This window comes from Thermoanaerobacterium butyriciformans, assembly GCF_017874545.1.
In the GTDB taxonomy this organism is placed as follows: Bacteria; Bacillota; Thermoanaerobacteria; order Thermoanaerobacterales; family Thermoanaerobacteraceae; genus Thermoanaerobacterium; species Thermoanaerobacterium butyriciformans.
On record NZ_JAGGLT010000013.1, the window covers coordinates 40644 to 55246 of the forward strand.

19 protein-coding genes are annotated in these 14603 nt (G+C 33.8%); 2 read left to right on the forward strand and 17 right to left on the reverse strand.

What is annotated here, in order from left to right; translation table 11 throughout:
- Nucleotides 1-44: 44 nt before the first annotated feature.
- The 15 genes from J2Z80_RS06770 to J2Z80_RS06840 form a co-directional block, all read right to left on the reverse strand.
- A complete protein-coding gene (locus J2Z80_RS06770) occupies nt 45-452 on the reverse strand; it encodes a bacteriohemerythrin (RefSeq protein WP_245301198.1) in 408 nt (135 codons plus the stop codon).
- A 57-nt stretch (nt 453-509) separates the two neighbouring features.
- On the reverse strand, nt 510-1022 hold the full coding sequence (locus J2Z80_RS06775; RefSeq protein WP_209453727.1) for a transcription repressor NadR: 513 nt from the start codon (nt 1020-1022) through the stop codon (nt 510-512).
- Between the two features lie 43 nt (nt 1023-1065).
- The gene (locus J2Z80_RS06780; protein WP_209453728.1) at nt 1066-1629 is read right to left on the reverse strand and encodes a DUF5317 domain-containing protein; all 564 of its coding nucleotides are present in this window, start codon (nt 1627-1629) and stop codon (nt 1066-1068) included.
- The gene (locus J2Z80_RS06785; RefSeq protein WP_349292583.1) at nt 1619-2887 is read right to left on the reverse strand and encodes an HD-GYP domain-containing protein; all 1269 of its coding nucleotides are present in this window, start codon (nt 2885-2887) and stop codon (nt 1619-1621) included. Before J2Z80_RS06785 ends, J2Z80_RS06780 begins: the two co-directional genes overlap by 11 nt.
- 213 nt (nt 2888-3100) lie before the next feature.
- Nucleotides 3101-3742, reverse strand: a complete 642-nt coding sequence (locus J2Z80_RS06790; protein ID WP_209453730.1) for a hypothetical protein — start codon at nt 3740-3742, stop codon at nt 3101-3103.
- Nucleotides 3743-3868: 126 nt separating this feature from the next.
- Complete coding sequence (gene hpf, locus J2Z80_RS06795) at nt 3869-4408, reverse strand: ribosome hibernation-promoting factor, HPF/YfiA family (protein ID WP_209453731.1); 540 nt, start codon at nt 4406-4408, stop codon at nt 3869-3871.
- Between the two features lie 153 nt (nt 4409-4561).
- Nucleotides 4562-5284, reverse strand: coding sequence for an amino acid ABC transporter ATP-binding protein (locus J2Z80_RS06800; RefSeq protein WP_209453732.1), 723 nt, complete (start codon nt 5282-5284; stop codon nt 4562-4564).
- Nucleotides 5271-5933 (reverse strand): amino acid ABC transporter permease, encoded by a 663-nt coding sequence (locus J2Z80_RS06805; RefSeq protein ID WP_209453733.1) that lies wholly within the window; start codon nt 5931-5933, stop codon nt 5271-5273. Before J2Z80_RS06805 ends, J2Z80_RS06800 begins: the two co-directional genes overlap by 14 nt.
- A 27-nt stretch (nt 5934-5960) precedes the next feature.
- Entirely contained in the window at nt 5961-6737 is a 777-nt protein-coding gene (locus J2Z80_RS06810) for a basic amino acid ABC transporter substrate-binding protein (protein ID WP_209453734.1), read from the reverse strand.
- Nucleotides 6738-6929: 192 nt separating this feature from the next.
- The gene (locus tag J2Z80_RS06815; protein WP_209453735.1) at nt 6930-7124 is read right to left on the reverse strand and encodes a zinc-ribbon domain-containing protein; all 195 of its coding nucleotides are present in this window, start codon (nt 7122-7124) and stop codon (nt 6930-6932) included.
- A gap of 143 nt (nt 7125-7267) precedes the next feature.
- On the reverse strand, nt 7268-7735 hold the full coding sequence (gene flgN, locus J2Z80_RS06820; RefSeq protein ID WP_209453736.1) for a flagellar export chaperone FlgN: 468 nt from the start codon (nt 7733-7735) through the stop codon (nt 7268-7270).
- A gap of 6 nt (nt 7736-7741) precedes the next feature.
- Complete coding sequence (gene fliS / locus J2Z80_RS06825) at nt 7742-8128, reverse strand: flagellar export chaperone FliS (RefSeq protein ID WP_209453737.1); 387 nt, start codon at nt 8126-8128, stop codon at nt 7742-7744.
- 36 nt (nt 8129-8164) lie between these two features.
- A complete protein-coding gene (gene fliD, locus J2Z80_RS06830; RefSeq protein ID WP_209453738.1) occupies nt 8165-9694 on the reverse strand; it encodes a flagellar filament capping protein FliD in 1530 nt (509 codons plus the stop codon).
- A gap of 11 nt (nt 9695-9705) precedes the next feature.
- Nucleotides 9706-10035, reverse strand: coding sequence for a flagellar protein FlaG (locus J2Z80_RS06835; RefSeq protein ID WP_209453739.1), 330 nt, complete (start codon nt 10033-10035; stop codon nt 9706-9708).
- Nucleotides 10036-10112: 77 nt separating this feature from the next.
- On the reverse strand, nt 10113-10295 hold the full coding sequence (locus tag J2Z80_RS06840; protein WP_209453740.1) for an aspartyl-phosphate phosphatase Spo0E family protein: 183 nt from the start codon (nt 10293-10295) through the stop codon (nt 10113-10115).
- Between the two features lie 215 nt (nt 10296-10510).
- Between J2Z80_RS06840 and J2Z80_RS06845 the strand changes: the two genes are divergently transcribed.
- Entirely contained in the window at nt 10511-11785 is a 1275-nt protein-coding gene (locus J2Z80_RS06845; RefSeq protein WP_209453741.1) for a putative DNA modification/repair radical SAM protein, read from the forward strand.
- Between the two features lie 35 nt (nt 11786-11820).
- Nucleotides 11821-12555: a TIGR03915 family putative DNA repair protein gene (locus tag J2Z80_RS06850; protein WP_209453742.1), complete on the forward strand. Its 735-nt coding sequence runs from the start codon at nt 11821-11823 to the stop codon at nt 12553-12555.
- On the opposite strand, the gene J2Z80_RS06855 is transcribed toward J2Z80_RS06850, so the two are convergent.
- Nucleotides 12556-13857 (reverse strand): C40 family peptidase, encoded by a 1302-nt coding sequence (locus J2Z80_RS06855; RefSeq protein ID WP_209453743.1) that lies wholly within the window; start codon nt 13855-13857, stop codon nt 12556-12558.
- Between the two features lie 35 nt (nt 13858-13892).
- Complete coding sequence (locus J2Z80_RS06860) at nt 13893-14603, reverse strand: acylneuraminate cytidylyltransferase family protein (RefSeq protein WP_209453744.1); 711 nt, start codon at nt 14601-14603, stop codon at nt 13893-13895.

Here is a 14603-nt window from a genome sequence, read left to right on the forward strand (position 1 = left end):
AAAAGCCCATGTGATTTTATAACCTCAACATGGACCCTTTCATTTCAATCAATCGGATGTGCCTTTATGTATTCACCGTATTTTTTGTCTACTTTGCTTATATGATTTATAAGCCAATCGACTAACTTGCGGTTTAAAGTAGTGATTATTGACACACTTACGCCATTTTCTTTTACATCATCTTCTATCTCTTTTATGTCATTCACAAATTTCTCATGAAGCTTTCTGTGCATAGGCAGTTCTGGGTATTTATACTTTTCTAAAAGTTTTTCTTCATCTCCAAAATGCTTTACTGTGTATTCTTTTAAAAATCCCAGTATCTCATAGACTTTTTCCTGTCCCTGTTGCTTCATGCATGCATCAAAAACATCATTAACTCTCTTAAATAGCTCTTTATGCTCCTCATCTATCATGTCAATACCTACAGACAAAGATTGCTGCCACTTTATCAATTCAATTTCACCTCTCTTAGATAAAATAATTCTTACATAATAATTATATTACATTTTTTATTTAATCAAAAATCCTTTTTCTCCAAGTTTATCTTCTATCCTTTCCAATATTTCATTTGAGTCCGCCTCAATTGTATGCAAATGAACACCCTCAGTAAGAGTAGATAAAAGTAAAGCCTTACCATCCCTTACACACTCCATAAATTTCTCTACGTCGTACCTTGAAGAAAGCATCAGAAGTCCTTTTAGTTCTCCGTAGTATGGATGCTCTACAATCACATCTAGCACCTTCCCACCATTGTCTACAATGATATTTAGCTCCTCTTCCGTTCTGTCAAAATAATGCTTGCATGCTATTACTTTTTTGTATCTATTCTTTTCTGCTACATCCAGTATATATCCCTGAGGTGTTGATAAAATCTTCAAACCTTCTGCTCTCAATATCGCTATATCCTGAACTATTACCTGTCTCGTTACATTCATCATTGATGCAAGATAAGTGCCTTTAATCGGCTCTTTTGTATTTTTAAGTATTTCTTTGATCTTTTTTCTTCTATCTGTCGAATTCATAAAACATCCACACCTTACAAAAATCCATTTTACATATACTATGTCATATTTTTACTTTTTTCGAAGCTTTTATCATGGCATTTGAAACCATCAGAAAAATCCCAGTTGCTATAAATAGGTCGCCTATGCTAAAAGTTTTAGGAAGTGGATACGGCTTTGGCAAATAAAGAATATCACATAAAAATTTAAGTTTTGTTGCTGCTGTCATAGCTTGATGCGTCGGAATCACATTTTTTTGCAGTTCAGGTACCAAATAGCTGATGCCGGCTGCATTAAGAGCATTTATAGAGACGGGCATTCTCCCACCATTTACAAAAATTACAATGAAATTTAAGATAATACCAATAGCTATTACGTTCATGTACTTGTTGTGCCTATTGTACCATAAACCAATAAAAAGCATAAGGTAATCCAGAAAATGTATATATGCTCTATATGTCATTATTATCGGATACTTATCTGTTAAATTAAGAACCCCAAACTCCAATCCAAAACCTAGTATAAAAAAAATAGGCTTCTTTATGTCTATATCAGCTATACCGCTTAATTTTCCTCTCCTTATTAAAAATCCGTATATAAATGAAGCCCCAAGAGAATCAAAAATCATGCTTAAAATCCTCCTTGTTCTTTTCGTATGCTCTCTTGAAGAGTCTTATCACTCTTGGACTAAACTGTGTCCCCTCGCTGTCGACAATGATTTTGTACGCTTCCTCTCTTGTATACGCATTTCGGTATGGTCTGTCAGATACAAGAGCATCAAAAACATCAGCAACAGAAAGTATCTCAGCCTCCAGCGGTATCTGTCTTCCGCTTATGCCGTCAGGATAGCCATTTCCGTTATACCACTCATGATGATACCTTACCCAATACCTTACATTTTTTAAAAAAGGGACATCTTTCAATATCTCATAACCGCTTACAGGGTGCTGTTTGATATGGTCGTATTCTTCTTTTGATAGTTTTCCAGGTTTGTTTAAGATATTTTCAACAATGCCTATCTTGCCTACGTCATGCAAAAGCGCAGCTATACGCACCATCTCCGTATGTGCCTCGCTGAATCCAGCTTCTCTGCAAAGATAAACGGCTAATTTCTCAACACTTTTTGAGTGTCCTAAAGTATACCTATCTTTCGCTTCCAATGCTTTTGTAAGAGCGTTTATGGTGTCATAATAGGACTGTTTAAGGTCCATATTTAATTTGAACATATATCTTACCATGATAAGTGGCACAAAAAAGATTAAAAGGGCTATATAACCAAATTTAACAAAAACTGATGTCATTAGTATGCCTATGAAGGCCAGAAATAGGAAATTTTTCACCATCCAGCTAAAGTCTTTGGTCCAAGTTTTTAAAAAGGGTTTTTCTAGCAAAATCGCTATCAAAGTAGTTACTAATAAATTATTTAGAAAATAATATACAGTAGCTGCAATAATTGATTGAATAATATAATTAGGATAAACATCACTGCCTATTTTACCGCCCAAATATTCATATACAAAGCCACCAACAGCAACACTTATTGCTATTTGCGATATATTAAATAAAGTTTTATAATATGGAGTATTTAATACATATTTTATTTTCCCATTAGAATTCCTAATTAAAAGCAAATTACCAATTGAAGCTATTAAAGCGCCTTCATAAGGTCCAAACAAAAGCAATGCCATTAAATCTACTGCATAAGCAACTGAAACTGAAACGTTTGTGTTTATGTATATCGGCAATGATTCACAAACTGCAGCAAAAATAATTAAAATTACAACATCTGTAATATGATGTGGATTTACCTTAAACATGGAATAAGTTATAAGAGATAAACCACACACAACAATAAACGATATATAAAAAATTAATTTTTTACTCACTTTATCATCCTCCATAAAAATATACCCAAACCTGTATTACCCCCATGTTAAGTTTGCACCACCAGCAAGTGCTAATGCCAATAAAGCAAGAAGTACTTTTATGATTGTTGCTTTTTTCATCCTGAAACCCTCCTTTACCAAAGATGCTCTCAAGCTCTCTAGCTTCAGGCGAAACGCTACGCTTAATAAAGGTTTGGGTAAAAAGTAAGCTATTTAATTATCAAGTATTGAGATGACACGCCTGTTTAAAGCGTCTAATGTCGCTTTTATCAACGCTTCCCCATCATCTTTTTTCACAATACTGGAACCTACAAGAAGTTCTTCGTTTTGAGGTGTAGCGTGTGTGACAGCGACAACTGCAATGCGCTTTTTGGCAAAAGAATATATATCAACATCTTCTAAAATGAGATTGTGATCTTCAGGAAGTATTTTAGATACGCATTCAAGTGTAGCATTAACGATTATCCTATTTCTATTTCTCTCAGTGTTGACACCTTTGTAAACACCTTCATATATTTCTGAACCTTTTGTCAACATCACAGTAGCTTCTAAATTTACTCCATTATTGGCAAATGTAAGATTTGTAAACGCAATTCTTTCATCGTTAAAAAACCTACCGCTTGTCTCAATCTGAGCAACGCTTATTATTTTATAATTCACATCCACTTTAAATTCTGCCATCAATACTGATTGTACATCCCTTGCAATTTGTTTTGCATTTCTAGAATTATCAGCCAAAACGTGAATTTCAGCTATTTGATTATTTTCAGCAACAACTCTGCTTGAGATGACGCTTTGTACTCTATTTATCAACTCTTCCATAGAGTTGATAACTTCTTTTGTTAATTCAGTCAATGTGCTCACACTCCATTTATCCTATCCATTTTTACACATACAGGAATAATATTCTACAAAAAATTCTATTTTCCTTCTTTTACATAAAAAAATTTTGAGGGTTTTTATAACCCTCAAAATTTTTACTCACATTGTCGGCTCTATCAAGCCATATTTGCCATCTTTTCTCTTATACACAACTGTAAAATCGTCTGTATCAGAATTTGTAAAAACGAAGAAATTATGACCAAGTAGGTTCATCTGCAGTATAGCTTCCTGTACAGACATAGGTTTTACAGGAAATCTTTTTGTCTTAACTACCTCAAACTCAGTTTCTTCTGATAAATCATTTTTTATGTAATCCTGCTGAACATCAAACCGGATTGAATCAGGTGTAAAATTGTTTTTTAATTTCGTCTTGTATTTGAGTATTTGTTTTTCAAGCTTATCAACAACGTTATCTATAGATGCATACATATCATCACTTACTTCTTCAGCTCTAAATATCATTCCCTTAAAAGGTATCGTAACCTCTGCAATCTGATTATTCTTTTGAACACTCAATACTACTCGCGCTTCTGTGTCTTCCGTAAAAAACTTCTCAATTTTGCTTAAGCTTTTCAATGCCGCATTTCTTAACCCGTCTGTTATCATTATTCCATTTCTTCCGCTTACTGTTATCCTCATATGATACAACTCCTTTCTTCATGTCTATATTATTATAATTCTACATAAAGAGTAATATTCCTGCATAAGTTCCCATTATATTTTGTGAATTTTGCAAAATATAATTTCCATTTAAAATTTAATAAAAAAGGGTGCCTCTGCACCCAGTGATACTTACAGTATTTTGCTGAAAAACTCTTTTGTCCTAGGGTTCTTTGGATTTTCAAATACTTCCTTTGGTGTTCCTTCCTCAACAATCATGCCGTCATCAACAAATATAACTCTATCAGCAACTTCTCTTGCAAATCCCATCTCATGTGTTACAACAATCATGGTCATTCCTTCATTAGCCAGTTCCTTCATGACATTTAAGACTTCCTTTACCATTTCTGGGTCCAATGCCGATGTCGGTTCATCAAAAAGCATAACATCCGGCTGCATGGCCAGTGCCCTAGCGATAGCAAGCCTCTGCTTCTGACCTCCTGATAGCTTAACAGGATAAGAATCCCTTTTATCTTCAAGTCCAACCTTTTTTAGAAGATTAATTGCAATATCTTCTGCATCTTTTTTATCTATCTTTTTTACCTTTACAGGCGCTAATGTGATATTATCGATGGCTGTCATATTTGGAAATAAGTTGAAATGCTGAAAAACCATACCTACTTTTTGCCTTATCTTATTTATATCAGCCTTTTTATCGTTGATTTTTTCACCTTCAATGTATATATCGCCTTTTGTAGGCTCCTCCAATAGATTTATACATCTTAGTATTGTACTTTTCCCTGAACCACTTGGACCAATGATAACCAAAACTTCACCTTTCTTCACTTCTAAACTGACACCTTTTAAGACTTCTAAATTTCCAAAATTTTTATGGAGGTTATCAACGCGTATCACCGGACCTCAACCTCCTTTCAAACTTGCTTAAAAGCCTTGAAAATACAAGTGTCATTATGAAATATATAGCAGCTATTATTATAAGTGGTTCAAAAGCCCTATATGTCACACTTGATATTATTTCTGCCTGTCTTGTAAGATCTGCAAATCCTATTACAGATACTATAGATGACTCCTTTAACATGACGACAAATTCGTTACCAAGGGCTGGCAGTATGTTTTTTATTGCCTGGGGAATTATGACATACCTCATAGCCATGCTGTGAGACATTCCAAGTGAGCGAGATGCCTCCATCTGCCCTGGATCAACTGCCTGTATACCTGAGCGGATAATCTCTGCAACATATCCAGCACTATTCATTGATAGTGCTATTATACCTACTACAAATCCGGGAAATTTTATGCCAAACTGTGGCAATCCATTGTATATTATAAGTATCTGCACCAGAAGAGGAGTCCCTCTTATAATCTCCACATACGCTGAACCGATAAAGCTAATCACTTTCACGCTGGACATCTTCATCAAAGCTACAATCAATCCCAATACTGCACCAATAGCAACAGATATAAGTGTAAGCTCTATGGTCATTATGATGCCATTTATAAAAAGCTGAGTGTATTGTGGCATACTTGAAAAATCAAGATTCATTAATAATTTCTTCTCCTTTCAAGAGATCTATTTTCCCATCCATTTGTTCAACATCTTGTCATATTCACCGCTATCTTTGAGCTCTTTTATCACACTGTTTATTTGATTTACCAGATCTTGATTTCCCTTAGCGACAGCAACAGAATATCCGGGTACTGCTTCATTTATCTCTTTAATGTGAAGCATTTTCATATCCTTATACTCTTTTAAATACGCATTTGCTATTGTGCTTTCCATCAATATAGCATCTACCCTGCCATTTTCCAATGATAAAAACGCATCACCTAATCTATTTAATTCATTTAATTTTATACCTTTTATCTTCTTTGCTGCATTATCAGATGTAGTACCTAGCTGTACCGCAACAGTCTTTCCATTTAAGTCTTTTAGATTATTTATTGAACTGGAGCTTTTGACAACTAAAACCTGCTCTGAATTGTAATATTCATCTGAAAAATCAACGTTCTTCTTTCTATCTGGTGTTGCATTCATGCCAGCAATTGCCATATCAATCTGTCCGCTTTGTAAAGCTGGTATCAATCCAGTAAAGTCTATATCTTTTATTTCAAGCTTTACGCCTAATTTTTTTGCAATAGCATTTGCCAAATCTACATCAAAGCCCATTATGGTATCTTTTCCGTTGACAAGTTTGTGAAATTCAAATGGTGGAAAATCCGCACTTGTGCCCATAACAATGACACCCGATTTTTTGACTCTGCTTAATGTAGATTGTTTTGAGCATCCACTTAAAATGACAGATAACATAACTATCAGCGATAATGATATGATTAGACCTTTTTTCATACTTTCTCCTCCCGCTATATGGATAATTTACTTAATAATTATACTATCACATGTATAATATTGCAACATATTTTTTAATATTACAAAATAATCTTTAGCGGAAGATTTTATAAAAAATTCTATAAATGATTAAAGGGCATTCGCGATTGAATGCCCTTGATAATCCTCTTTACTTCTTACAAGTGAAGGGGATTACTTATTTGCTCCAGCAGCTCTTCCTCTTCTGGAGTTAAACTGATTGTTCCTTTGCTTTTTAGCATCTCTACATGCTTTGCACCTTACTGGTGCGTTTTGAAAACCCTTTTGTTCATAAAATTCTTGTTCACCGGCAGTCCACACAAACTCTGCTCCACAGTCTTTGCAGACCAATGTCTTGTCTTGATACATAATAAATAATCCCCTCACTTTGATTATTAATTTACTGCACAGTCCTATAGACTATACAGTAATATTATACCACCAAGAAATATTTTTATCAATAAATTTAAAAAATTTTAAAATTGCATAAATATTACCCCAAAATATATCCCTTAACGTTTTTTGTCTACAAAATAACTGCCGGGTGTGTAGTACTTTAAATATTCTATGTACCCTTTTTTCCCCTTAGACAAGTCATTTAGCTTATCTTCAAGGTTTTTAAAAGCGCTATTTATATCTTCAATGTTCTTGTCTTCTACTTCTTTTATCTTCTCGAGAGTTGACCTTATTTCAATTAATATTCCTTTCAATACGCTTTTTTCTGCATTGTTATTTGATGTGTTAAAAATGCTGTCTATCCTATTTACTTTTTTATATAAATTATACATTGGTAGAAATTCCTTATCTATTTTATCTATATTATTTATAATGTCTTGCTTTCTTCCCAATATACTTTTTATATCATCAAGATTTTGAGAATTTATTGCTTTATTTAGCTCATTATTCAATAAAAGCATGTCATTTAGATATTTTAATTTATCTTCAGCTAACTCTATAAGCTTTTTTACATCACTAATCATATTCTATCAACCTTTTGAATAAACTTTTGCTCGAACTTTATCCATCGCTTTTCCCCACGTATCTTTAAGGTCGCTTACTAATGATTCCACTTCATCCAAAGCAACTTTATCTTTTTTTAAATTGGCTTCTATAAGCCTTCTTGATAGATACTCATAAATACTATACAGATTTTTTGATATGTCATACTGCATATCAAGAGTTGACATAAGCTCCAATACAATATCCTGTGCTCTTGTTATGCTGTTATGGGCTCTTTCAATATTTTTATCATCTATTGCCTGTTTCGCTTCATTCACAAAACGGATAATGCCATTATACAGCATCATAACTAGCTCTTCCGGACTTGCCGTCATTATGGAATTCCGTTTGTATTCCAAGTATGGATCAATCATTTATCAATTCCCCTTCCTGTGTAAAGCAAATAATCTCTATCCACTAAGTTGTTGGCTTAGCCACTGGCTTTGAGAATTCATCTGTGACATGTATGTCTCTAATTGAGTAAACTGATTATAATACTGCTGCTCAAGCGTATTTAGGTGATCCTGCATATCTGACATTCTCTGATTTAAATCATTAATTTGCTGACCCAAAAAGCTGTTGTCATACAGTTGATACTGCCCCCCACCAGCTTCTTGCGTTATAGAATTAATTCCATTATTTACTATATAATAAAGCCTTGCAGCTATTCCATCACTTGAGCTTGAACCAGGTGTAGCATTTACATCTGTAGTTGATTCCGTTATTTTTGTAAAAAGATCCATGACCTCTTGAGGATTATTTTGTATCGCATCTTTAAGCTTCGTATCATCTATGTAGAGCTTACCGCCTTCATACCACTGCCCAGTAGTTATCCCAATAGAGCTTAAAGTCATCTTCGTCCCGTCAGAAGCAGTCACAGTGCCTGATATGGCATTTCTCAAAGAATAATATATAGATGTAAGTGTACTATTGCCGTTCAAATCACCGCTTCTTGCTTTCTGCTCCCACAGCGTGATATCACTATCTTTCATCTGCTCTTTCTGTGCATCTGTAAGAGGCTTATAATCATAATACCTCTCTTCAGTTAACTTTGAATTTATCTGAGTAATCACGTCATTATAAGCATCCACAAAGCTTTTTATGCTGTTGTATATCGTATCTGTATCTGTCTGAACGGAAAGAGTCGTATAACCTTGCCCTGTAAGATTTATATTGATGCCTGCAACAGACACATTGTTTGTCGAAGTAGTCATGTTGACTCCATTAAATGAAAATGAAGCATCTGTGCCTGTAACTGTAGAAGTATTTAACTTTAATGTATTTGTCAAAAAATTAAGTCCTGTAGAATCTGTACCGCTAAAATCGATCTTTGCATTTGACCCTGTTGAATTTGTTATTAAGAATAATCTGTCTGTAGTTGTATCATAAGTGGCATTGACATGAGTCGTACTTGATGCACTATTAATTGCTGAAACAATATCGTTTATGGTTACAGTCGATTGATTGATATTTTTAAAAACTTGTACACCATTTAAATATATATTTGTAATGTCAGACGTATTATATGTTTTATATGAATTACTGCTACTGTCATAAGCACCGATTGCAGAAGTGCTGGCAGAAGTTGCCCCTGTTGCTAATTGATTAACATTTAATGTATACGTTCCATTGACAGCATTTACACCTGCTGTCGCTGTCGCTATAGATGTATTTGATGAAACCGTCTTTGCAAGATACGTCCCTTGCAGTTTCATCTTAAACAAGGTGTTATCCCTAAGGGACAAAAGCTTTGTATTTATGTCCTGAAGATCTTCTTGCTGCCACTGAAGCCACTGCTTTTGCTGTTCCAATTCATAAAGTGGCTGGCTTGCAGCCGTCATAAGCTGCTTCACTATAGAATCCGTATCTATACCTGATGCAAGGCCGCTTATTCTCAATAAATTGCTTGTAGTAGAATTTTGCAAGCTAATAGGATCCATAATATTACCTCCTATACTTTTCTATCGACAAATAGACCTGCTATTTTCCACAAACCCGCCACTAAATCTAATATTTTTTCCGGCGGTATTTCGTCTATAACTTGATTTGTTTTACTGTCTACAATTTTAACTACAATTGTATTTGTCGGTTTATGCACAGAAAATTCAAAATACGTCCCATCGCTAGTCTTTATCTTATTGTTAACGTCATTGATTTCATCTTTGATAGATTTCTCGTCAACTGGTTTTTTTAAAATATTTTTTACATCATTTAGATTGTCTGCCGATAAACTGTCATTGAACTTTGCCTTTCCTCCTTCTAGCGAAATACTTTGAATCATACATAATACCTCCCAAAAATATTTACATTAGTACGTTATTTTCTATATCGGCAAAATATTTGAAAAAATTAGCGAATTCACTTTGAGCTTTTCTTTGTATCACTAGACATATATTCTACAATAAGCTTGTCCAGTTCTTGGCTTATTTCAAGCGCTTTAGGCTTATCGACGATATGCTTATCCAGTTCATTTTTTAATAACTTTATTTTCTCCTCAACAAAATCATTTTTATAATAGTGTTCTTTTATAACCTTTGCCATTTTCCCCTCCATATAAGCTAGTTTAACATTTATCCCAAATCTATATATCGGCTTTAAAACAATATTTATTAAATCTTTATCATATTTTTTGATGCTTATTTCAAGTATACTATTTCCAAGAAATTTATCAATGCTTACTTTATGCAAATTGTTATTTTGTTGAACGTATGTTTGTGTTATAATATTTATATAAATTTATGTTAGAGGTGCGAAATATGGAACTTCATGATAAGATAAGGATATTAGCTGATGCTGCAAAATACGATGTATCTTGTTCATCCAGCGGAAGTAATAGAGAAAATAAAAATGGTGGCATCGGAAATGCATCGTTTTACGGAATATGCCACAGTTGGTCTGACGATGGAAGGTGCATATCACTTCTTAAAATATTATTTACAAATGTCTGCATCTACGACTGCTCATATTGTGTCAATAGATGCTCAAATGACATAGAAAGGGCATTATTCACACCTGATGAACTGGCAGACCTTACGATAAATTTTTACCGCAGAAACTACATAGAAGGACTATTTTTAAGCTCAGCAGTTTACAAAAGCCCGGACTATACAATGGAGCTTCTGATTAGGACAGTCAAAAAACTTAGAGAAGATTATAATTTTAATGGTTACATACATTTAAAAGCCATACCTGGAGCAGACATAAATCTGATAAGATTAGCAGGGCTTTATGCCGACCGCATGAGCGTGAATATCGAGCTTCCATCCGAAAAATCTCTAAAGCTATTGGCACCTCAGAAAACAAAAGAATCAATAATAAAGCCAATGAGCTTCATACACAGTAAACTTTTGGAAAAGAGTGAATCAAAAAAGCTGATGCGCCACACAGATAAATTTGTGCCTGCAGGGCAGACGACACAGCTTATCATAGGTGCAACACCAGAAAGTGATAGGACTATATTAAAATTATCAGAGAATCTGTATAAATATTATGACCTTAAAAGAGTGTATTACTCCGCATACATTCCCGTTTTTAATGGAAACAACCTTTTGGGAGTATCATCACCACCTCTTTTAAGGGAGCACCGCTTGTATCAAGCTGATTGGCTTTTAAGGTACTACAATTTCAAAGCTGATGAATTGCTGACTGAAGAAGAGCTGAATTTCGATGTATTACTAGATCCAAAAATCAACTGGGCCATGAAAAATCTAAACCTATTTCCTGTCGAAGTAAATACTGCAGACTACAACATGCTTTTACGAGTACCAGGCATAGGTTTAAGGACAGCAAAGCGGATTGTGAAGGCGCGGAAAGCTGCTAACCTTAACTATGATTCACTTAAAAAGCTGGGTGTCGTATTAAAAAGGGCAAAATATTTTATAACATGCAATGGAAAATACTACGGTGGATGCGAAATAGAAACTAATAAAATAAAAAATAAACTTTTGCCAAAAAGCAATGTCTTAGAAGGCCAGCTTAGCATATTTGACTCAATTTACAAAACAGAAAGTAATTTGCCTATCCTCGTATGATTTAGATACTATATCTTAGATGGGAGTATGTAAACATGGTAAACTACATTTTTGATGGGACATTTGACGGGCTTATGACAGTCATATATGTGTCATATTATAATCGTCAAATACCAAATGATATTTTATCAGAAAACAGTTATCAAAAAAATTTTCTCGGAGATGACATATACATTTCAACGGATATAAATAAATCCGATAAAGTGCAAAATGCCATTACAACAAAAATATCAAAAGAAGCTCTCAAAAATATTTACTACGTTTATCTGTCTGAACTAGAATCATCATACATGTTGATATATAAATATGTAAGATTGGGATTTAAGATAGGACGAAAAATTAATTATTTTCTTCAAAATGACATAGTGAACGATGTGATTAAATTAAGTCAAAGAATTAATCATGAAGCCTATAAAATGATAGAATTAATAAGATTTAAAGAGATAAAAAAGGGATTATTTTATGCCAAAATACATCCTGATTACAATGTGCTGCCTCTCATTGTGCCTCACTTTGCTGAAAGATTTCAAGACCAATATTTTGTGATACATGATGTGAAAAGAAACTTATCAGCGGTTTATGATAAAAAATCTTGGATAATAACTGACATCCCTCCTGAAATAACATTGATTACAAAAGAGGAGGAAGATTTTGAAAATCTCTGGAAGATCTACTACAAAAGCATCTCTATAGAAGAAAGAAAAAACCTAAGGCTTCAAAGACAACACATGCCTAAAAAATACTGGGATATGCTTACAGAAAAGCAATAATTACTTTTCAAACTGAATGGCAGAAGTAATTCTCTCTATGAATGGTATGCCATTTGATGTAGGTAAAAGTGATGATGTGACCATGACTTCATTAACTGGTACGAAGTCATATTCATCTCCATTTTTTACACCATACCCAGTAAAGTCGTGTATGATGTAAGGCACTCCGCCATCCATTCCAACGTATATCATAGCATGACCCGGCATGTATAAAGCTGCGCCAGGTTTAATCTTATCAAAAATCTTTATTCTTTCATCTAATGATAATCCATCAGAAAATTTATAGGCTATTCCTGGACATCTTTCCTGCTCATCAACATTTCTGGGAAGCTTAAACCCAAATATCTTGTATACATACATGATAAAGCTGGAGCAGTCTTTCCCATTGAAGCTATCTCCCCATCCATATCTATCGCCAATAAGTTTAAACGCCTGATTTAAAATATTGGCTCTCGTGTATGAGACATAGCCCCAATGGACATCTTCTTTTACCGATATAAGACCATCTTTAAATACTAAATTGCCTTTATCATCTCTTAAAGGCAGCTTAACAACATAATTGCCATAAGCAGATTGATTACCTACACTGTAAATCATATCTTTTTCCAGTGGTATTTTCGTGCCCATATCAAACTGAATTTCAGACACATCTTTATCATAAGGATTAAACTGCGTTTTGACATGGTTTCCAGTCACCATTATGAAATCATCTGTATCAAGATAATCAAACACTTCCTCTTTATCTTTTGCAATTGCTATATTACATGCCTTTACCCAACCTCTGTAATTGTAGATCTGTACAAAATACCATTTTTTATCTTTACTTTCATGCAGCACCAAAACAGGCTCTAATGCTTGGCACGATGTCTCTTGAAATCTATCAAATTCGATATCGCCTTTTCTGCTGTATACCGCTATCTCCGTAGGGAAACTTCTAAGAGATGTCTTTCTTATGGTAATGCCGTACCGTACTGGATTGACCTTTTTTATTTCAGTGATATTTAAATTACCAGTTATACAATCGTAAAAACCCTGCTTTGCTTCTTCACCATTTCTAAAATACATCTCTTTTTCTGGCAATTTATATTCTTTTATCAAAGACAACAATTCGTCGTAAGTAAGACTATCCCTGTAGCTTTTTAAATCATAGACGCTATCGCATTTTTCTACAATCTTTTGATTGAACTTCATAATATCATTTTGCGTCATTATAAGGCTATCAGCATCTGGTATCTTTTCTATCCAGTATTCGGCATCAAGCATCTCTAACCTAGTTCCAGGTATAATATAGATCACCTCCATGGATATTTAATGATTATAAAAATTTTAATATATGTCTATTTTTGTATATGAAAAGTATTCATCAAAAATTCAGCAAATTTTAAATCCAGTTCTGTATCAATATCTATAGATCTTTCATTAGGCATAATATACGCATATGTTTTTTCACCAAAGAAGCCTTTATTTTGTATTAAATAATTCCAATCCGATACATATATTGCTCCATTTATTCTATAATACTTACTTATTTCTTGCCTATTTTTATTTAAAACATCTTTTCTTAAAAAATCTTTCATACACAAATCCTCGTTTAAGACATTCATCCATAAAGGAGAATGCTCAGCCTCACAAACCGAAACCACCGCACTTGCTTTTTTTTCATACAAAATGTCAATCGCATTTTTTATGTCATACGCTTTTCTTAATGGTGATGTTGGTTGTAAAAGCATAACTAAATCATATACAGTATGATTTTTTTCTAGCCAACTCATCGCATGCAAAATAACATCTATCCCTTTTGCATCGTCAGACGCTAATTCGCCAGGCCTCATAAAAGGAACTTCTGCTCCATATTTTTTTGATATATCTGCTATTTCAGGATCTTCTGTTGAAACAATTATTTTATCTAAAAATTCCACTTGCAACGCAGCTTCAATAGTATACGCTATTAGAGGTTTGTCTAATAAGGGCCTCACATTTTTTCTTTTAACCCCTTTTGAACCACCTCTTGCAGGTATTATCGCTAGTATTGATTTTCCTTTATACAT